Annotated in this window: 15 protein-coding genes; 4 read left to right on the top strand and 11 right to left on the bottom strand. The window is 47.9% G+C overall.

The window, feature by feature from the left end:
* Positions 1-248 precede the first annotated feature (248 nt).
* Positions 249-665 (bottom strand): ribosomal maturation YjgA family protein, encoded by a 417-nt coding sequence (locus tag AT705_RS23645; protein ID WP_058798769.1) that lies wholly within the window; start codon positions 663-665, stop codon positions 249-251.
* A gap of 217 nt (positions 666-882) precedes the next feature.
* On the opposite strand from AT705_RS23645, the gene AT705_RS23640 reads away from it, so the two are divergent.
* Positions 883-1,293 (top strand): hypothetical protein, encoded by a 411-nt coding sequence (locus AT705_RS23640; protein WP_058798768.1) that lies wholly within the window; start codon positions 883-885, stop codon positions 1,291-1,293.
* 211 nt (positions 1,294-1,504) lie between these two features.
* Positions 1,505-2,689 carry a cellulase family glycosylhydrolase gene (locus AT705_RS23635; protein WP_058798767.1) on the top strand — a complete coding sequence of 395 codons (1,185 nt, stop codon included), beginning with the start codon at positions 1,505-1,507 and terminating at the stop codon, positions 2,687-2,689.
* Positions 2,690-2,739: 50 nt separating this feature from the next.
* On the opposite strand, the gene AT705_RS23630 is transcribed toward AT705_RS23635, so the two are convergent.
* The 7 genes from AT705_RS23630 to AT705_RS23600 all read right to left on the bottom strand — a co-directional run bounded on the left by AT705_RS23630 (position 2,740) and on the right by AT705_RS23600 (position 13,734).
* On the bottom strand, positions 2,740-3,111 hold the full coding sequence (locus tag AT705_RS23630; RefSeq protein ID WP_058798766.1) for a nuclear transport factor 2 family protein: 372 nt from the start codon (positions 3,109-3,111) through the stop codon (positions 2,740-2,742).
* A 47-nt stretch (positions 3,112-3,158) separates the two neighbouring features.
* Positions 3,159-3,530 carry a hypothetical protein gene (locus AT705_RS23625; RefSeq protein ID WP_058798765.1) on the bottom strand — a complete coding sequence of 124 codons (372 nt, stop codon included), beginning with the start codon at positions 3,528-3,530 and terminating at the stop codon, positions 3,159-3,161.
* Positions 3,531-3,714: 184 nt separating this feature from the next.
* Positions 3,715-5,979 carry a S9 family peptidase gene (locus tag AT705_RS23620; protein WP_058798764.1) on the bottom strand — a complete coding sequence of 755 codons (2,265 nt, stop codon included), beginning with the start codon at positions 5,977-5,979 and terminating at the stop codon, positions 3,715-3,717.
* A 165-nt stretch (positions 5,980-6,144) separates the two neighbouring features.
* A complete protein-coding gene (locus tag AT705_RS23615) occupies positions 6,145-8,736 on the bottom strand; it encodes a TonB-dependent receptor plug domain-containing protein (RefSeq protein ID WP_167552021.1) in 2,592 nt (863 codons plus the stop codon).
* 496 nt (positions 8,737-9,232) lie between these two features.
* On the bottom strand, positions 9,233-10,402 hold the full coding sequence (locus AT705_RS23610; protein ID WP_058798762.1) for an outer membrane protein assembly factor BamB family protein: 1,170 nt from the start codon (positions 10,400-10,402) through the stop codon (positions 9,233-9,235).
* A 457-nt stretch (positions 10,403-10,859) separates the two neighbouring features.
* Positions 10,860-12,089: an MFS transporter gene (locus AT705_RS23605; protein ID WP_058798761.1), complete on the bottom strand. Its 1,230-nt coding sequence runs from the start codon at positions 12,087-12,089 to the stop codon at positions 10,860-10,862.
* A gap of 214 nt (positions 12,090-12,303) precedes the next feature.
* The gene (locus AT705_RS23600; protein WP_058798760.1) at positions 12,304-13,734 is read right to left on the bottom strand and encodes a S41 family peptidase; all 1,431 of its coding nucleotides are present in this window, start codon (positions 13,732-13,734) and stop codon (positions 12,304-12,306) included.
* Between the two features lie 260 nt (positions 13,735-13,994).
* On the opposite strand from AT705_RS23600, the gene AT705_RS23595 reads away from it, so the two are divergent.
* Entirely contained in the window at positions 13,995-15,227 is a 1,233-nt protein-coding gene (locus AT705_RS23595) for a hypothetical protein (RefSeq protein WP_157576969.1), read from the top strand.
* Between the two features lie 326 nt (positions 15,228-15,553).
* Here AT705_RS23595 and AT705_RS23590 read toward each other — a convergent pair whose 3' ends face one another.
* The gene (locus AT705_RS23590; protein ID WP_058798758.1) at positions 15,554-16,927 is read right to left on the bottom strand and encodes a winged helix-turn-helix domain-containing protein; all 1,374 of its coding nucleotides are present in this window, start codon (positions 16,925-16,927) and stop codon (positions 15,554-15,556) included.
* An 84-nt stretch (positions 16,928-17,011) separates the two neighbouring features.
* On the bottom strand, positions 17,012-17,425 hold the full coding sequence (locus AT705_RS23585; protein ID WP_058798757.1) for a VOC family protein: 414 nt from the start codon (positions 17,423-17,425) through the stop codon (positions 17,012-17,014).
* 416 nt (positions 17,426-17,841) lie between these two features.
* On the opposite strand from AT705_RS23585, the gene AT705_RS23580 reads away from it, so the two are divergent.
* Positions 17,842-19,305: a hypothetical protein gene (locus AT705_RS23580; protein WP_058798756.1), complete on the top strand. Its 1,464-nt coding sequence runs from the start codon at positions 17,842-17,844 to the stop codon at positions 19,303-19,305.
* A 309-nt stretch (positions 19,306-19,614) separates the two neighbouring features.
* On the opposite strand, the gene AT705_RS23575 is transcribed toward AT705_RS23580, so the two are convergent.
* Complete coding sequence (locus tag AT705_RS23575) at positions 19,615-20,289, bottom strand: hypothetical protein (protein ID WP_058798755.1); 675 nt, start codon at positions 20,287-20,289, stop codon at positions 19,615-19,617.
* Between the last annotated feature and the right edge of the window lie 87 nt (positions 20,290-20,376).

Raw genomic sequence — 20,376 nt, 5'->3', positions numbered from 1 at the left:
CTCTATCGTAAGCGCAAAACTATATCAGAAAAAGTGAAGAAATGATTATTCATCGCTGAGGAAAAGACAAAATAGTCCCTAAATTAGCAGGAATTTTTTCACCTTCAAAACTCCTTCGAATTAGCAAGACAAAACACGTAAAATTTTGTTATTGAATTGCCGAATAAACGTACGCCATTCGACCAAAAACAGGGTGCCTCAATACAGAGCAAGCCTGCGTATAAGGGTTACAAGAATACAAAACCGACTTAGTTTACCGGCTGTGGACCTGGTTTTTGACAACCTGCTATCAGCTTGTCTAAACCCGCAGCCACCAGGATACCAAAGGTATAACACACCAGATCACTGCCTTTAAAACCAAAGCCCAGTACCAGCGCACCCAGACGGGTATGTCGTATATCATTGAGCCACTGAGCCTGATACAACTGCGAAAATTCAATCGCAAAAGTAAACCCTAAGGCCAGCAAAGCGATACCAGCGGTGGGCATTCCACGCTGCACACAGCAAAACAACCAGAATACCACCATCGCCCAAAGGGTATCACCGGCATAAAGCGCCAGTATCTCTGGTAGTTCAATAAACGAAGAACGGCTGAGCAAGCCCAAGAGCATCGTAATGATAGCCAGGCCTGAATATCGAAAAATACTGCGCCTGAGAGTCGACATAAAACTTACCTTTAACTTATCCATTCTAATTGGTATCAAGAGGATTGGTCTATATTCATCAAAAACGAGCGCAATATCATCGCTTGCTTACCTAACATGGCAGTACATTATTTTGACCGGTTTTTGTCTTGGTTTACCCGCGTCTGTCTATTCGTTTTGCCCAATAATCGCAGTACTGACTCATTCCCTTCCATTCTAACTTTTAGAGGTCTTTAATATGGGTAGTTCACACAGCAGTACAGCAAAGAAAGAAATCATACTTTACCGGGGCACAAACTGCACGGCTGAGTTTGATGCCATTACAGCACAACAAACAGCAGGCGGCTGGCCAGCCGGTACAAGCAGCAACTCACTGCCTACCTCAGAGCAAGTAGAGCATCAAAAAGGCACATCGGGTGAATGCGCGCCCATCCCCAAAGACAAAGCCATTGATATAACTAAGTTTACTCCCTGGGTTGAATATACTCGAGATATTGCCATTGCGCGCCAGTTTAACCGGGGCGGCGTGGTGCAAATATCGGTTGCTGAAGCGTATGTCTACATCGTCGAGGGCGACCAGCTGGAAAGTGGCGTATTCTTGCATCGCAGCACCCCTGTTGACATAGAGGGCACAGAGCCCCCCAAGTGATTTGAGCAGGTTTATAAAATGATTTATGCCTGCTGCACAGCAGGCATGACACCATTCCATCCAATTACAATACTTAACGATCAAAGTTAGACTAAAGTCTAAGCTGCTCCTCCCGTTTTTCCATTATGTTGGATAGAGCCTGTTGACAACTTTACGGATTATTTCTCAAAAAGAACGCCAACAGAGCCAACACATGTAAAGGAGCAATATTATGAACTTTAAGCACTTAGTCGCTATTTCACTCACCGCCGGACTGGGAGTCAGCCAGGCTTATGCAGCAAGCTGTCAGGGAGTTAATACTTACCCCGACTGGACACAAACAGACTGGCAGGGCAATCCCAGCCACGCCAATACCAATGACAAAATGCAGCATCAGGGCAAACTTTATCGCGCAAACTGGTGGACCCGCTCAGAGCCTGGTAGCAGTTCAGCCTGGCAGTACCTTGGCCGCTGCGATACCGGCAATCAAATCACACCGGTTGAACGTTATGGTAAACTCAGCGTATGCGGCACCGGGCTGTGTAATGAGCAACAACAGCAAATCCAGCTACGTGGCATGAGCAGCCATGGTCTGCAATGGTATGGACTGAACAAATGCTTAACCGGTGCATCACTGGATGTGCTGGCTCAGGACTGGCAAGCCGATATTGTCCGCCTCAGCCTGTACGTGCAAGAAGGCGGTTATGAAACCGATCCAGCCGGGTTTACCCAACAGATGAACACCCTGATCGACATGGCCAGTCAGCGTGGATTATATGTCCTGGTGGACTGGCATCAGCTTAACCCGGGCGACCCAAACTATAACCTGGACCTGGCTAAGCAGTTTTTTACCGACGTAGTCACTGCCAACAAAAACCGTAACAACGTGATTTACGACATTGCCAATGAACCAAATAATGTCAGCTGGCCTGAAGTGCGCCACTACAGCGAGCAAATCATTCCGGTTATCCGGGCTATCCAGCCTGACGCATTGATCCTGATCGGCACCCATGGCTGGTCTACGTTTGGCGCATCGACTGGTGGCAGCGTACAGGAGGTGCTGAACGATCCGGTACCGTTCGACAACATCATGTACACCTTCCACTTTTACGCGGCATCACACAAAGACTATCACCGCTCAGTACTCGATCAGGCCTCTGATGTACTGCCCGTGTTTGTCAGTGAGTGGGGCACGCAAAACTACGATGGCGATGGCCCAAATGATCCAGTCAGTTCTCAGAAGTATATCGACCTGATGAAACGCAAAAAGATCAGCTGGACCAACTGGAATTATTCCGACGACTTCCGCAGCGGAGCAGTCTGGCAACGCGGTACCTGTAACACTCAGAACTTTGTCGACAGCCAGCTCAAGGAGGCCGGCACCTGGGTCAAAGGCTGGATCAGTGAAGGTAGATAGTCGAATAGTGCTGCCTGTGAGCTAACAGGCGGCATTTTACCAAGATTCAGTTACGTCAATTCAAAGGGCGCGCAGGCCGTGCCCTGATGATATTTCAGTTGCCATTTATCACCCTCTAATACCCAGACCGAGCAACGCTGCGCAAACTCAGACGCCTTACCCTCTTTATCGACCAGTGCAGATTGGTAGTGTAATAAATGTACGCCCGGAGCCAATTCATTGCAGTGATAATTTTGCGAATACACGCTCAACTTTGACGGCGCTTCACTGCCCATCATGGCAACAATAGAATCAAAGTTGTAGCAGGTGCCCGACATACCCACCTCAGAAAAATCGACATGTAGCAGGCGTTCTATGGCAGTGCGGTTTTGCCTTGTTTCATACTGGTGTAATGCTATTTCCTGTGCAATTAAAATATCCATATTGCTGCCTTCTGTACTCACCTCACCCGTTTACTTATTAACATAGTTTAAGCACTGCGGGTAAAATTTTGACTTACATCAGAGAAAAAACATAGACTCAGGATAATGCCTGTCAGCATGCCTTCAACCGCAAATAGTGCATCCTGAGCACTGGAGGACACAAAAAAATCTGTACCAAAGAACCCGAGTAAGTAGACTGTGGGCATACTGACAGCATAGACCCAACGTCCAATATTAGAAAAGGTAAGTAAAGACACACTAGCAGCTAATCCTGCAATGGATAGAAAACCGATAACCCAGTCCAGTGCAGTCAATGCTGTTTGCTGCGTTTGCGCCTCATATTCGGCTAGCAATGGAGGTAAATCTGGCGGACTCAAAATTGCGTGAAGGAGGGTAATAACCAAGGTCAACCAACTCATTAGTACTATCGTCCTGAAAAAACTCACACTCATATTGCATCCTCTGCGTATTCTATTTTCTACAATGAAGTAAATTATAAAGAAAACCCAAAACAGGTCCAGTGTGGATTTAATCAACAATTTGATTCGCCGGGCACGCAGAGAATCAAGTATTGAACACTGCCCGGCTGCAACCTGGTCTCAATTACTTCAGATGACGCAGGAAATAATCCCAACGCAGACGCACAAAATGCGGATGCTCGTCGAGTACATGACCCATATTGGGATAAATCATCAGGTCAAACTGCTTATCCGCTTTGATCAGCGCAGAGACCAGCTGCATGGTCGCAGCAGGATGCACATTGGTGTCCAACTCGCCGTGAGCCAATAACAGCTTCCCTTTCAGGTGCTTTGCCCAGGTCAGGTTAGACTGCTCATCCCACTCCGGCGTCACTGGATAACCCATCCAGATTTCGTTCCAGCCCGCTTTATCAACCCGAAAGTCATGATTTCCCGAAGCAGCTACTCCGACCTTAAAGAAATCCGGATATTTAAACAACGCATGCGCAGTATCATAACCACCGGCGCTGAAACCAAAAATCCCGACCCGCTCACTGTCTATGAAAGCATGTCGCTGCGCCAGCTGACGAATGGCCGCCACATGATCGTCCGCGCCCCCACCGAGGTTCTTAAATGAATACTCATGGAATGTCCGGCCGCGTTTATTGGTGCCCCTCCCATCCATTTTGATCACCACAAACCCCAGCTCAGCCAGCGCATTGGCCTGGCGTGAATAGGTGTTAAAAGACTTAGGCGTAAAGAAGTTATGCGGCCCGGTATAAATGTCATCAATGACTGGATAGCGCTTGTTGGGATCAAAGTTGGATGGCAAGTACATCAAGCCATACAGCGACGTTTTGCCATCCGCAGCCAGCACCTCAAATGATTGCGGAGGACGCCAGCCAGTCGCCTGTAAAGCACTGATATCAGCCCGTTGAATTTCTCTCACCACTTTTCCCGTGCGGCTATCTCGCAGCACAGTCACAGGTGCCAGTGACGCCGTCGAATAGGTGTCTATCACATACTTAAAATCGGGAGATAATCGCGTATCATGTTCAGCAGGCTCTGGCGTGAGCAGAGTCAGATCGCTGCCATCCAGGTTAACCCGGTATAAATGTCGGAAATAGGGATCCCTGTCAGGCTCTCTTCCGGACGCCTCAAAATACAGCTGCTTGCGCTCAGTATCTACGCCCCGGATCACCCTTATCGTCATCTCACCTTGCGTGATCGGATTCAGTAATGCGCCATTGCTGGCCTGGTACAAGTACAGGTGCTGATAACCACTGCGTTGCGAGCTCCAGATAAAAGCATCCAGCTCCGGCAATGCCCAATACGTTTGTACCCAGGGGTCGATATATTTGTCGTCACGCTCTTCAACCAAAGCCCGCACCTGAGCCGTGTGCGGATCCACTTCGCGCATAAAGTACTGACGATTGCCCCGTCGACGATCATGATATACATAACGACCATTGTCCTGCCACCAGCCCCACAGTGCGCTGCCATAGTAAGTCTGCATTACAGGCGGAGCATCCAGCTTAATGGCCTTTTTCTTATCGGTGTCCACCAGCACCAGACTGGCTTGTGGTAATGTTTCCTGCCCAGCTGAAGGATAGTAATAACGAACCGCTTTCGGTCTCTGGCTCGCCTCATGATCAGACTGAACCAGAGTGTATAAATCAGTGCCACTGCGATCCAGCTGATAAGTGATCAGATAGCGGCTGTCTTTGGACCACGTCAGTGAGACGCCTTCACGCTGATAGTCTGTATCTGCATTGAAGCTGCGCGCCGGATTCGGGTGCGTTGCAGCATAAGGGCGCATCTCAGTGCCGTCCCCGGTGAGTGCAGTGCGCTCCCCCGAATGCTTATTGACCAATATCAGATTATGGTTTTCAACCACCACTTGCCACCGCCCATCATCAGAGGTGCCTTGTTGTGGTTCATCGGCCTGTGCTTGCACCTGATGGTCACAGGTATATGCAGGCAGGGTACAGGACCATTGCGTCTGTTCAATCGTAAACGCCAACCGGGATCCACTGAGCGTAATTTGCTTGAACGGTAATCGCGCTGCTGACGCCTCGGTCAGACCCTCTGCGCGCAACACATTCGCAATTTTCTGATGATCAAACGCCGCAGACTGTGTGTTCTTGCTCGGGTCAACCAGCACAAAGCGGTGACCATGGCCGTGCTGCTGAACAAACCAAAAACGACTCCCCTCATCCAGCCAGTTTGCAGTCAATTTATCGTTTTTGACTAAAGGGGCGAGATTTTGCGGCAAAAATTGTTCAGCCCGTAAATAGAGCTTCTGACTATCTCTTGGTTGCTCTGCCTGTGATTCCCTGACGGGAAGGCCCTGACAGGCTGTCAATATCAGGCTTGAGCTAACTAATAGTGCCAGTGTGCGCTGCAACATAAAACGGTCTCCTAAACCAAAAAAGCCCACCGTACTAAAGTGATTCGGGCAGGCGGGAGAAATACTTAGATACCGGCCTGAAGAGGCGGCATTTGCCTGTTATATGAAATAACCGGCTTTTACAACTGGGCATATACATCAGCACATGCCCAGCGTAGCTTTCATTTAGAACGAATAGGTGTATTTAAGCTGGATAGTTCTACCAATAATATTGTGAACGCGCGTAGTGTATCCTCGATAGTATTCGTCATTGACCGGCGGCAGCTTGTCAAACGCATTGGTTACAATCAGCTTCACCAGGCCATACTCATCAAAGTTGTAACCCGCACCCAGATTCACTGTGGTCATTGAAGGGAAGTCCTGCCATTCTTTACCAATTTCAATGTCTTCCGGCGATTCACCATCGAACGAACCTATGTATCGAACGGTTGCGAAACCTTCGAAATCCCCATAGCGATAATTGGTTTTAAAGCTTGCTCTATACTCAGGTCGGTTAATGAAGCCAACATGCTCATAAACAGGGTCTGAATTAGTCTTCTGAAACTCATACTTAAGTACTTTGCTCAGCTCTAGGTTAAATTTCAAATCCCCCATGTCTTCAAGATCAACTCGGGCGGCGAATGACGCATCTATGCCCGATGTATCCAGGCCCAGATAGTTGGTCACGGTAGAACCAATCTCGACCATTTCATCTTCACGAGGCAATGATGTGTCACGCTTTACATACAGGCCACTGTAATTGCCTAAGTTACCTAAATACTCTTCATCAAGTACTGTACGTCCGCTAATGTCTTTGATTTCATTGGTGATCTCAATATTCCAATAATCTAATGTCATATCAAAATCTTCTGTTAGATTATAGGCAAAACCAAAAGACACTTGCTCTGATTCTTCTGGCTCCAGATCAGGGTTTGAAAACGAACGGACTGGCACGCTTTGATTGTCACATAACTCTGACGTAGCGCGTTGCGCTTTGGGAACTGGGTTGCAATACTTAGGATCCCATAACCCATAGTAACCAATGCTTTCCTCACCAATGGCTTCATTCAGGTCTGCCACACGAAAGCCCTGACTAAAAGAGCCTCGAACAACCAAGTCTTCTGTCACCTCATATCTGGCAGACAGGCTACTCGACAACTGCCCCTGATCAGGCAAGCTATATGAGTCGTAACGCGTTGCAGCTGAGACCGTCAATGTATCGAGGATCGGCGCTTCAACTTCAAGATAAGCCGCCCGATAGTTTCGGCTGCCCACAACATCACCACCGTAGGCCCCTTTGACGTTTCCAGAGTTCGACTGCGCATCTTGCTCATCGGACAATTCCAGAGAACGGTATTCGGCCCCAATGGCATAACCAATCGCACCACCATCGAGTTCAAACGGCAGCGTACTTGACCAGTCTACCGTCACAGCCTTGGTTGTGCTTTTACCCAGTCTGTGTTGACTATGACGGAAACTGTCCAGCACCTCTTCTGTCGCTTTATCACCCCCGCCATACGCAAGGGGGTTATAAAGGCCCTCTTCAACCGCTTCATCAAACTTATCTACGAAATAGTAGTAGTTTGACTCCTGCACAAAGCTATCTTTACTGTGTGCCAGGTTAATGGACAAGCGGCCTTCATCAATGTCCCAGTTAATACCGGTGTTGATATCTAGTAAATCCGTTTTGAAAGTGAATTCTCTGGGTAATGCGCCTTCCATGTAGTGATAATATGTAATATCACGTGCGTCTGCAGTGCCAGCTGTCGGGTTATTTACATGATCTGCTGCGAGCGTACCACTTGCCCACATAGGTGTAGCCGATGTAAAGTTCTTATCGCGTGTGTGCAAAATAGTATTGTAAAATTCTACATCGTCGTTGATAGCATAGGTAAAGTTAGTGAAAATTGATGTCTTCTCGACCTTGGGCAGGTAGTACTTTCCATCGAAGACATCGTACCCACATTGCTTACCCATATTCCCGTCACGGTCGCGAATATTTTCTGCCGGGCAATCAGGTCCCGGACTATAAATCCGCTCACCGTCTTCATTTTCATAGCTATAAGACCCCCACGGAGAGTAACGTGAGCTCCAACGTCTTTCATTGTGCTCAGCATCCAAATGAGGACGGTCGCCGCCGCGCAGACTGTCGTTTGTCTGGTGCTCCAGAACCACAAGTATTGAGCTTTTATCACTGCTGGTGCCATATGTCAGGGCTCCACCTTGTTGCCCTGCTCCGCCACGGGTTGCATGCGATGCATTCACTGAAAGCTGCATACCATCATAGTCTTTCTTAGTGATAATATTGATTACACCACCCATTGCATCAGAGCCATAGATTGATGATGCGCCGTCTCGCAGGATCTCAATACGTTCAACCACTTCAATAGGTATTAGGTTAACATTTGTACTCGAACCATAGTTTGAAGCAGATGTCGCAACACGGCGGCCATTTACCAGCGTCAAGGTACGATTGGAACCCAACCCTCTCAGGTTAGAGGAGGCAAAGTTGCCCGCCGAGTTGTTTGAGTGAGCAATAGAAGTACCTGCTGAGTTAAAAATACTTTCAGCAAGAACACTGGCTACATCGTTCAACCCCGTTGCCTCTATGTCGGCTTTTGTTATGACAGAAACGGGCTTTGCCGTTTCCATATCTGTTCTTTGGATCCGCGAACCCGTAACCTCTATCCGCTCTGGTTCATTCGCTCCACTGTCATCATTTGCTGCGGCGAACGCTTGCCCACTGGCAGACGCGACCGCCAAAGCAATCATATTCATGACAAAAATTCGACTAGCATTCCCATTGTGACACATCACTGTACTCCTACGTGTTTCAATTATTATTTTTCCTGATGGAGCCATTATCTGTTCTATAAATTGTCCCCAGTACCATACATACGCTATTCTTTATGTATATTGTATGCAATATATTGAATAACAAAATATCAAAAATCTTACTAAAGTATGAGCTGGAGTACCACTATAGAAACACTGAAAATCGCGCCAAATTCAACACAAGCAATTGAAAGTAAAATGAAATGAAAATTCATTACACTTAAAGTTACTTTTCTCGAAAATAGACATTAGTAGTACACAAGTGCAGCAATGTGGAACAACTGCTGTCAAAGGTAGATAGAGCTGGCTCACAATACGTTGTCTGCTATGCGCCTCAGTGCAACAGAGCGTCTGGCCTGCCTGGCGCTCATTTTAAGTGTATTAAAAAGGGCCCTGAGACAAATACTCAGAGCCCTAAATTGATTCTCATAACGACTTTTTACTCTTCAAAAATATGAATGTAGCCATCCAAATCCGGCACGATCACTTTGCCATATCCAACCGCCGGCGCACCGTAAACACCACCATGAACAAAGCCATCAATCATCTTAGGCTGATACTGCCATTGCTGTTCACCAGTGCGGCTATCAACCGCAAAAAAGCCTCTTTGGGTTGCAAACCAGCCGGGTTCATCATGACCTGTTGCGCCGATGTACACTGTGCCATTTTTGGCAACTGGTTGGCCCCAGCTCCAGCCCCCAGTTTCGAATTGCCAGATCAGCTCACCGCTCTGGGCGTGATATTTATTGAGTAAATTGGAATCTGAACTGCCGATATAAAAATGTTCACCATCGGCAGCCGCTGTTGCCGAAGACTCCACCCAGGAGCCACCCGGATAAGCCTGTTTCCACAGTAATTCACCGCTGAGCGGATCAAGCCCATATAAATGGGTGTCACGGGAGCCAATCACCAGTACGTCATCAACAATAGTTGGGCTGGATGTCAATGCCCCCTGCGTATCATATTGCCAGACCCGTTGACCTGTCTTCGCATCCAGCGCATACACAGATCCATCCCAGCTGCTGATAAATACAAGGCCCTGGTAATGCGCAGGTGTGGCACGAATTTTACCTTCCGTTTTAAAGCGCCACAGCACCTTACCGGAGGACCTGGCGATGGCATAGAGGTGGCCATCACCACTGCCAATAAAGACTTTGTTACCCTGAACCAAAGCACTGGATTTACTGTAGTCAAACTCCCACGGTGCATGATTAGCAGGCAGAATACGCTGTACATCCGCATCATTCAGACTGGTACGCCATAATAATTTACCCTGCCAACGGTTAAGCGCGTACAGATAGCCATCATCGCTGCTAACAAAGATTTGATGATGCTTTATTGTGGGTTTAGATCGGACCAAACCGTCGGTTTTATACGACCAGGCCAGCTTAGGCTGATCCACATTCAGCGCATACAGGTGGCCATCATCACTGCCAAAATACGCGATATGATCGCGCAGTGTTATGCCTCCCCAGTTTTCTCCTTTAACCTGATAACTAAACAGATAATCCCCACTGGCAGCTAAGGCTGTCTGAGCGGCATCATAGCTGAGCCCGACTGCCAACATGCTGATCAGTCCAAACTGTTTGAGTGTTTTAGTTGAGTTCATGGTGTTCTCCTTATGTGATTTGTCATCACAGTGGCGCAATTCGCACTCATAGATCCTGAAAACACTCTGAAACCTTCTTAAAGATCCTTAATCCCTCATCACACAACTCTTCGTATAAAACAGCAAGCAAATGATTTAATTACTTTTAATTATTAAACCGGCATTAACTCATTTTCTCCAACTCGGTATCCCCCATCCCATTAGACTTATACCAGCTTACTTAATTAAGTGTTCTATTTTGAGGCGAGGAGATAGGGCCGATAACACCGCTCCCGCGTCCTGCTATCGCTGAGGCACCTACATCACTATAGGCAAGGCAAAAATTTGTGAACCTATGTCTATATAAATGGGAAATTTTTAACGCCGTTAGCGCCATATTTGCTCCTTCAATATAGAACAGGCATTAAGTGAAATTGGTATTAACAGAGCGACTGCACATTGCAGCCGCTCTGGCTATTTACACTTCAGACACGGTGCGAGGGGTAGCTTTTAGTTTAAGCTCGGCCACTTTGTAAAACGCCAGGGCCGCGAAAGAGGTAAGCGTTGTCAGCACAAATAACATTACCCCGCTCGATAAATCCAGCACCAGGCCGCCTAAAATGGGCGCAAAGGCATACCCTAACGAACACAACCCTGCCGCGCCAAAATAGCTCGCCTTAAGGTTATCAGGCGCCAGCCTGTCAACGTACACATTGATATTGCTGAACATAATTGCTTCGCTCAGGCTCAGCACAATCATCGCCGTTATCCAGCCCCAGGTATTGTGCACATCATTCAGGGCCATCATCACTTGCGAGACTACTAAGATAGCGCCGCCCAGATACAGCCGGTGCTCGATGCGCCAGTTGCGCATCAGATGTAACAGCGGAAACTGGCAGACAATGATCACGGTAGAGTTGGTAATGATCACCGCCGAGATCAGCCAGGCAAGCTCGGGGACTTCAGCACGGGTAAGGTATTGCACCAGGCTAGTATCACACTGCGCATACACAAAGTACACCAGCGTCGTTGCAACTAATACCACCAAAAAGGTGCTGTCTTTATTGAGTATTTTTAGCCATTGAGAGAACTTAGGTGCAGACTGAATAGTCTGTGCGGAACTTCCACCCTTAGGCCGGAAGTATACCAAAGCCACCAGCAACCCCAGATAAGACACCGCTGTATAAATAAAACTGAATTGCTCACCATTGAGGCCCGCCCACAGGCCATACAACGGACCCAGCGCAGCCCCCACATTGACCAGAAAGTACAGTAAGTGAAGCGCCAGCTCCCGATCTTTGGGGTTGGCCAGCTCCTCCGTCAGCAAGGCTTTGCTTGGTGCCTCCCATAATGTGCGAGGCATACAAGCCAGAAACACCGCGACGGCAAACAGCCACAACGCATTGGCCAGTGCCAACAGGGCAAAAGACCCCACCCCAACCAGCACTGCCACATAGAGCATTTTGGTACGGCCAAAACGGTCTGCCAGATTGCCAGTATAAAATCCTAAAAACACAGCCAGCGTGGCTGAACCCGTTAACAACAGCCCGACCTCAGTGGCACTCAAACCATAACTTTCATACAACATCACTGCGAGAAACGGCCACACCATATAGTAACTTGCGCGAACAAAGAAATTGCCAATCAACATCACCCAGACCAGAGGCGTAAATCGCGACAACTGCATTGGTAAACTACTTATATCCATATTCTTTCCTAGTATCGTTATTTTTATTGTGGCCAGACTAATACCTCAAGTTAAGTTTAGGTCAAACTCAATTTAGTCTTTTTTACTATTTTCATCATATCATCACGCAAGATTGTGCAAACAATAATAAAAACACTTGTTATCAGAGTCTGAGAACAAAAATGCGGCCGTTTTGGCCGCGTCACAGGACACCTCAATGACGGGGTAACCCCTCTTAAAGAGAACGGGATGCACTTAGCGCTTTGGCCACCCACTGGGCTTTACTCAGGCCCTGTTGAGTTATCTCAGTATCCGGCTGTACTGGCGTCATTGGTTGCTTGCCAGACGGACGGTCCAGAATAAAGCGCGGTGCAACGGCACGTATCCCGGTATGCTTAAGCGTCAGAAACTGGATCCCACCACTTTGCGAGCTGCGCCCACCGGTTGGGGTGCCAACCAAAGTCGCCAATCCATAGTCCTGAATGGTATTTGCAAACAGTACGGATGATGAGTAGGTCAAAGGTCCGGTCAACACACTGACCTTTCCGTTAAAACGCACACTTTTATCTGCTTCTGGCTGCGTCATCTTAGTCAACTCCCCTGACACGACGGAGCCGACAACCTCACCCGGATCACGATACTTCTGCAGAATTCGCACCTGATAGGTCGAGCCATGGCGGTATGGTTGAGTGGCGATATATTTCAGTATGCCCCGTTTCCAGAAAATGTCATCTCCACCGGTATTGTCAGAAATATCTATCATCAGATGCTGGATCTGCGCTTTGTTCAGCTGAGCAAACGTATCCGCCATAAAGCGAAAATAGGCATCTGGATCGTCCCAGCCAAACTGCTTAATGGTTAAAACAGCCTGCTGGTTGTCGAGCAGTTTGAGGTTGAAGTTTTCGTCAAAAGTGCGTTGCTTGATACTTTTGGGTGCCTTATTCAGTGCAGTAACCTGCACTGCCTGGCCTGTGCTTAGCTTCACCGTAAATGCGTCTGTGGCGCCGTACATCAGCCGATAGGTCATAGCAAACCGGCGAGTCAGTAAAGCTCTGCAAAACGCCAGGTTGTCGCCCTCAATCCGCTCCAGCAATGTTGCCACCACCTCAGCCGCCGGTACGCCATTAATTTCACTGATGTATTGTCCATCATGAGCCGATGGGGCACCACCCAGCTCGCTGACAATACTCAGCCCGTGCTCACTCACCAATACCTCAAACGGAAATAATGTTATCCCCTGCGCGACCCACTTTCGCCACTGCGCATTGGTACCATCTCCAATGCTCAGATGGCCATCCGCCATCATACCGTTAAGGCTGGCAAACTCACGCCATACCTGTTCACCTGTCATCGGTTTGTCCAGCGTGTCACGCAATGCGTCCAGCCGGGCATAAAATGCATCAATATCACGTATACTGTGCGTCAGGTTCGGGTGCGTGGCATGCACCCAGTGCGTCCATTGATCAATATCCGCCTGAATTTGCTCTGCACTGTATCGCTCAGAGAAGTGCCCCAGCGACTCTTGTGCCTGAACTACCTGGGTACCAAGCATCAGCACCACGGCTTTAACCAGTGAAGAACTTAACTTACGTCTGAACCAGGCGGCTACGCCCTTACTGTGCTGTTCAGTAGCCTGGGTAGAAACGGGCGCGGTATTAGTGTACATATCGGTATCCTTTGTATTGTATTTGTTGTTTTGTCGTCATGGATACTGATTGCAGTTTACATACCAAAATTAACAACAATAAAATCAATAGTTTAAAAAAAACATTCCAATCCCGGACGGACAGCGGACAGTCCGCGGGCGATCTTTTTTTGTACCTTTTTCGTTGGATGTCGTCTTTTCGTACTGTAATATGGCGTGGAATTTTTGATGGAGAAATAAAATGCAGTATTTCTGCGGTTGGCATGCTAAGCATGCTGGATATGATAGGAACAACCCACGCAAAAGTAGATATTAGTCAGCTCAGTGCCTACAAAGTAGCTGAACATGAATACGTTACTTATGAGGGTTCTAATGGTGTCTCAAAGCTTGCAGGCACAACCCTGTTTGATGAAGGTACTGACGGCATTTCGCTGTACCACGTCGATAACCAGGGCATTCCCTTTAAACGCCAATACCCCAAATCACATTTCGTTGAACAGACAAACATTGTTGTTGACTATGAGCTATCTGACGATGGTAAAAAACTGCTCTCGATTGACAAACATAACGAAATTGCAAAGATCTGGCAGATCAACACCGACTTTTCACTTACGCTCGTATCAGAGATCAATTTCAATACGCCACCCGAGGCAATGACATTTGTCGAACTTGATTTTCAGAATGGCCATTATATTTTGTATGGTCAGACAGAGGAAAACACCTTTGTTCGCACCATATTTTACTGGGATCAAGCCAATGACCGCTTTTCGCAACAAAGCCGCTTAACACTCAACAATCCAACCCCAACTCACGAAATTACATTTCACAGCTACCCAGAGCAGGGGCTGATGGTCGCAATCTCTCCAGAAAAGCTCTATCTATATCAGGAAAGTGCACAAGGATTTGAACTTAAGCTGGAACAGGACTTTGAGTTTGTAAGCCATAACCGCATTGTAACCAAGCTGGACACCATCAATAACCGCTTGCTGGTACATTACTGGAAAGAAACCATAACGCTAGAGCTGGGCGCAAACAATAAAGTGACAGCGGTCACAACGCTCCCCCATGAGTCTTTGTTTGGACTTAACATCGCAGTGCATGATTTGCACCCAACCGAAGATCAGTTAATTGCTCACACTCTGGGCTGCTTACACACGTTAAACTTGAGCGATACCAATACCTATACCGCCACAGAATTAGAGTGCAATCCAGCGATCTACGATATCCGTGATATCAGCGCGGATGGCAACAAACTGCTGATGCCTGGCAGGGGCCTTACTGTCGCTGATATCTCAAATATTGATGACGTTGAGCTGATCAGGGCGACGACTCAGATGCTGAAAAAAATCCCGACGATGGGGAACAAGATAGTGGTGACAGTGACGGTGGAGAAACGGAGACAAAAACCGACGGAAATACAACGTCAAACACGGGCAATTCCAGCAGTACAAGCAACACCGCCAGTGCCGCAAAAAGCGAGGGTAGCTCAGGTGGTAGTATGGCCTGGTTACTGATGGCGATGGCCCTGCTATTGCCTGCTCGCAGCCGCTCCAGAACAATGCGATGAACCGCTCTGATTAAGTAAAAAAGGCGCCAACGGACGCCTTTTTTATACCAATTTGCTTAATTAAGTGGTCTATTTTGAGGCGAGAAAATAGGGTCGATAACACCGCTCTCGCGTCCTGCTATCGCTGAGGCACCTACGTCCATGTAGGCGAGGCAAAAATTTGTGAACCTATGTCTAAGGTATAAGGCTCTAAATGAGAAATTTTAAACGCTGTTAGCGTCCTATTTGCTCCTTCAAATAGACCAGGTATTAAGTGAAATTGGTATTATGTGCTTAATGGGCCATGATCCCCAGTCGCTGAACGAACTGCTGATACGGCGGGTACTCGTGCAATGGTGTAAATACCGGATCCACTGCCGCCCACAGCACCGCGTGCTGGCGCGCCTCAAAAGCCTGATTCAGGTACGTTACTGCAATGTCGGGCTCACCCGCCATAACCGCGTAACGCGCTAGGGAAATAGGCGGGGTGTAATGACCAATCTCTGCACGTAAGGGATCTTCGGTTAACAACCAACGATACACGCCGGGCAGGCCCTCCCCCCCGAATACCGACTCAACCTGCGATATAAGCTGTGGGCTGTAACCTGCGTCCTGCATAACCCATTTCATCTGCGCAAAAGCATTATCATGCTCTCCGAGTTGTTCGTACACTGTGCGTAAACACGTGTGATAAAAGCGATTGCTGTCGCTGTAAGGCTGCAATTTCAGCAGTGCATCCAGCGCGGCTTCATGACGCTGGCTCATGGTATAGACCCAGGCCACACTTTCGCTGGAATACCCGTTGGGCTCCAGCAACCGATACTGCTCAATGTGTTCCAGCGCGCCCTGAAAATCCCCCCTCGCCAGCAGGTATTGCCCGTACCAGTGATGCCCTTCGGCATGGGGTAAAGCAGCCCTGAAGTAACGCCTTGCAGCGTGCGGATCAAAGTCGATTAACATGATCAGCTGGGCCATCAGCAAATTGGCTTTCAGATGCTCGGGTGATTTGGCCAGCACCGATTGGAGCAAAGCCTTGGCACGATTGCGGTTACGGGCATGACGTTGCGGGTCGTCCAGTAACTGACGTAAATAGGCATCAGCCAGCCACACTTGCGGCTCTGTCAGATCGGTGCGCCTGAGTGTCAGTTGCTGTAACAAAGCGATACTCTGATCAATGGCAGCGGGGTCGTGATTAAGTAAATAACGTGCTTTTTTAAATTGCTCAGCCTGTTCGGGCGACATGGGCTCAGGTGCCGACAATTCGCGAAACTGACTGCCCAACAGCACCACACCCAACAAGAAAATGGCGACAAGGATCATCATAGCCCCTGAGAACAAGGGTTTGTCTTCGCCTATTTTTGGGCCCACCCAGCGATAACCAACCCCTGACACCGTTTTAATATAAATGGGCTGTTTAACGCTGTCGCCCAATAACTTACGCAGGCCATTCACAGTGACATAAATGGCGTCTTCACTCACCACCCGGCCCGGCCATAAAGTGTTAAAGATCTGCTCTTTCGTCACATCCTGACTGGCATGTGTCATGAGCAATGTCAGCAGCGCATACTGCTTGTCATCCAGCGAGATAACACGCTGACCACTATGCAACTGCTGATGCTGGTGGTTGAGCACCCAATCTGGTTTTGGAATGATGTTGACCGTCGCCATCCCGGCAGCCTCTGATAGAACCCTTTCTGACCACCGATAATAAAGTAAATTTTTTGTAAAGTCTCGTACCGATTTATCGAAATATTAATCACTGTTACGCTCAGCGGGTATATCACTCAGATATTCAACAAATTCCACTTCAAATCCTGCCGGGTCAATAAAGTACACATTTTTGCGATGCGGATGCTGTACACCCTGTTTATCTACGGGGTATCCGGCCTGCGTCAGGCGTGCAACAACCCTGTCAACCGACTGCACCACATAGGCAAAGTGCGCCAGCCCCACCGAATGACCACTCAGCTCACGATTACTGCCCTCGCCGTGATCGCTAAAGGCAATATAGTGGTGGTCATCTCCAAAATGTAACCAGTTTCTGGGTTTGCCGTGCCAGCTTCCACTTCCTTCGCTACGTACACGCCAGTGCGGAAAAGCTGCCTGGTAGAAGTTAAGGGCCTGCCCAATGTTGTTAACAACTAAATTTACATGTTCCAGATACATAGCATGCCTCCTTATTTATTTTGCATTGTGCCATTGAACAAACGCAGTAACTGCGCGCTAAACGATGAATGATTAATAGTGACCTGTTTCATGTCCTGACTCCTTTATTGATGTGCAGCCAAGATAAAACCTCAAGTTAAGTTGTGGTAAAGCGTTTTTTTGATTTTATTTTTCTCAGGCCACGGCAGTGCCGATAAACATCAATGAGCACTTGAATATTGTATAAAATATAATATATTTAGTTCGCTTCTGTTTATTTTACATACAGAAGACATAGGCTTGGATCCGCACACGTGTCAAAGTATTTATTTATCCAATTGTTTATTAAGGATTAAAAGTAAATTCGAGCACAGCATATCCGGGCCACTCTAAACCGCATACATGCGGTTAATACAACAACTGTAAAGGAAAGAACGATGAATCTGGTTAAACACACGTGGTGCATACCACTGCTTGTTTTACTCAATGGCCCGGCTAGCGCAGCCCAACTGGAAGATAAATGCGCCACTTCTGCTCCCTTCACCGGCAGGACGTTACAAGATGGAGAAACCGTCTGTCTGCCAGCCAGCTCGCGTACCTATCTGAGCGTGGCGAATTTGGACAACTATGACAACGTTGCCATCAGTACCGCTTACGGCACTGGCGACCTCAGCCTGTATGCCCGCAGTGGTGGCTGGCCCAGGCTGGACGGCAGCGATCGCAGCTCTTCCACACCGGGCAATCAAGAATGTATTGTGCTGAAACGCCCCGCTTCGTATTGGGGCTATATCACACTGGATGGCAACCACAGCGGCAGCTCTATTGTGGTCGATCTGGGTGCTACGACCTGTCGAACCACAGATACCACAGAGCCACCAACAGAGCCCCCGGGTGGCAACGACGGGTACCCATACGATCATGTCAATATTCAGGTGTATCGCTTTCAGTTTAGTGACACCCCACTGACATGGCCGACCATGGAAAGTGACTTACAGGGTGTCACCACCTACTACGATCAGCAGTCTTATGGCCGCTTTAATGTCACTTACGACACCAGTACGCCCGTCATTCACATCAATCAGCCTAAGAGCACCTATGACAACGACTTCCATGGCTGGACCGCCCTGTGGAAAAGCAAGATCAGTGCACTGGGTGTTGATCCGGATGCCCCGGGCAATGCCCAGGTAGTGATGATGGTGGCACCCCAGGTAGGCAACTTTAACTCCAGCGCTGCACCACCGAGTATTTCGCTTTACCACCACACCACAGGTGTGATTGCACACGAGCTGGGACACGCACTGGGGCTGCGCCACGCCAAAGCACTGGAAGCAGGCCCGGGTAAAGTCATCGGCGTAGGTGATTACGACACAGAGAGCCTGAACTATGGCAATGTTTACAGCATGATGGGCATGGGCGCTCACTCTTTACAGGCCTACAACTTGCTGTACAAACACTTTTTTGGCTGGCTAACCGACAGTGAAGTACCGGTGATTAATGCCTCGGGTACCTACCGTATTTATGCTTTTGACCAGGCCGCTAATAACCAGGGATACATTGGCCTGCGCTTAAAGTCTGGCAATGGCAAATACACTTATTGGCTGGAATACCGCACCTCGCACGACCGATATACCGATACGCAAAACGGTGTGCTGATCAACTTACAAGGCTATTTTGAAAATGAAACCGATGAGCGATTCTGGAAAACCACTTCCTATCTGCTGGATATGACCCCAGGCTCCAAAACACCCGGCTGGTGGGGCGATGACCAAACCGACTCTGAGTTGATCATAGGCCAGAGCTATACCGATCACTGGGGCGGATTTACTATCACACCAACCAGAAAAGGCGGGACTGTGGGCACGCCCGACGCATGGATTGAAGTGCAGGTAGAACTGAAGTAACGCAATGGCTTAACACAAGTATTGTCATAATAAGATAGCGGGGTATCACCCTGCTATCTTATTTTAATTTACACCCTAGTACTCCACATCGGACCTGAGCCTATATGCCATTCAACACAAACTAAGTCATCACCATGAGCTTAAATTCATCAGACCCATTTTCTTGAACGCGACAAAAATATATGGAAAAGTTAACAGGGCTAAAAGAAGAAAAGCTGAATGAAAACGGCCAGATAATCACTGAATCATAAGGTAAACGAATACGACTAGCAGGCCAGCCTGGTCTGGCTGACCTCATTTGATAAGCGATTAAAACGCGTACTGCAGGTTTACACCCCAGTTACGAAACTCATCTGCATAACGATATTCCGTATTCACTGACCAGGCTTTATTGAAGTGATAACCCACTGCCACTAAGCCGTAAAGGTTATTAGGCGCGTAACCTGACAGATACTCATAACCAATTGCTGCTTTAAGGGCCAGATTATTTGAAAAGACATTCTGATATTGAACACGCAGGTCCCATAAATCTGTATCTAAACTGCCACTGGAGTGGTGCTTTATCGAGCCCACGCCATCATCGCGAACAGCCAAATATTCAATTTGGTAATCGATCTCCATTTTACCGTGCAGTAAGCCAACATCTACCGATGAAGCGCTGTCCAAATCAAAGATAAAACCGCCACCCACACGATACCTGGTCAGTTCAACACCATGATTTGTATGGAAAGTATCAAAGCCTTCAACAGTATTAACTTGGTTGACATTTCTCTCGAACTGCTCAGCATTCAATTCAAAGTAAAACTCGTCGACACGTTTACTGACCGTTAATTGCATACCGCCAGTAGAAAAGTCGGATTGATCACCGTGACGCTTATAACCCACTTCAACATAATCATAATTTACCGCCTGAACTTGCTCCGCCATAGCACTCGTACCGCACAACAACAAAGTCAAACCGGCCAAAGAAGGTAACTGCTTCATATCAATCCTAAATATGTACCTAAAAATGAGCGCGACATTGTATTGATTTTTCGGTAAAGAGCCAGTTATTTTATTCAAGGCGGGGGC

It is taken from the genome of Pseudoalteromonas rubra, assembly GCF_001482385.1.
Lineage (GTDB): Bacteria > Pseudomonadota > Gammaproteobacteria > Enterobacterales > Alteromonadaceae > Pseudoalteromonas > Pseudoalteromonas ardens.
Note: the sequence above shows the minus strand (reverse complement) of the source record. Positions and strands in the feature narration are given on the sequence as shown.

Bases quoted from the DNA above. Each gene is read 5' to 3' on its own strand.
- AT705_RS23580 (WP_058798756.1), top strand. From the start codon at position 17,842: ATGAATCTGGTTAAACACACGTGGTGCATACCACTGCTTGTTTTACTC.
- AT705_RS23630 (WP_058798766.1), bottom strand. From the start codon at position 3,111: ATGGATATTTTAATTGCACAGGAAATAGCATTACACCAGTATGAAACA.
- AT705_RS23605 (WP_058798761.1), bottom strand. From the start codon at position 12,089: ATGGATATAAGTAGTTTACCAATGCAGTTGTCGCGATTTACGCCTCTG.
- AT705_RS23575 (WP_058798755.1), bottom strand. From the start codon at position 20,289: ATGAAGCAGTTACCTTCTTTGGCCGGTTTGACTTTGTTGTTGTGCGGT.
- AT705_RS23620 (WP_058798764.1), bottom strand. From the start codon at position 5,979: ATGTTGCAGCGCACACTGGCACTATTAGTTAGCTCAAGCCTGATATTG.
- AT705_RS23585 (WP_058798757.1), bottom strand. From the start codon at position 17,425: ATGTATCTGGAACATGTAAATTTAGTTGTTAACAACATTGGGCAGGCC.
- AT705_RS23635 (WP_058798767.1), top strand. From the start codon at position 1,505: ATGAACTTTAAGCACTTAGTCGCTATTTCACTCACCGCCGGACTGGGA.
- AT705_RS23590 (WP_058798758.1), bottom strand. From the start codon at position 16,927: ATGGCGACGGTCAACATCATTCCAAAACCAGATTGGGTGCTCAACCAC.
- AT705_RS23645 (WP_058798769.1), bottom strand. From the start codon at position 665: ATGTCGACTCTCAGGCGCAGTATTTTTCGATATTCAGGCCTGGCTATC.
- AT705_RS23640 (WP_058798768.1), top strand. From the start codon at position 883: ATGGGTAGTTCACACAGCAGTACAGCAAAGAAAGAAATCATACTTTAC.
- AT705_RS23615 (WP_167552021.1), bottom strand. From the start codon at position 8,736: ATGAATATGATTGCTTTGGCGGTCGCGTCTGCCAGTGGGCAAGCGTTC.
- AT705_RS23625 (WP_058798765.1), bottom strand. From the start codon at position 3,530: ATGAGTTGGTTGACCTTGGTTATTACCCTCCTTCACGCAATTTTGAGT.
- AT705_RS23610 (WP_058798762.1), bottom strand. From the start codon at position 10,402: ATGAACTCAACTAAAACACTCAAACAGTTTGGACTGATCAGCATGTTG.
- AT705_RS23600 (WP_058798760.1), bottom strand. From the start codon at position 13,734: ATGTACACTAATACCGCGCCCGTTTCTACCCAGGCTACTGAACAGCAC.
- AT705_RS23595 (WP_157576969.1), top strand. From the start codon at position 13,995: ATGATAGGAACAACCCACGCAAAAGTAGATATTAGTCAGCTCAGTGCC.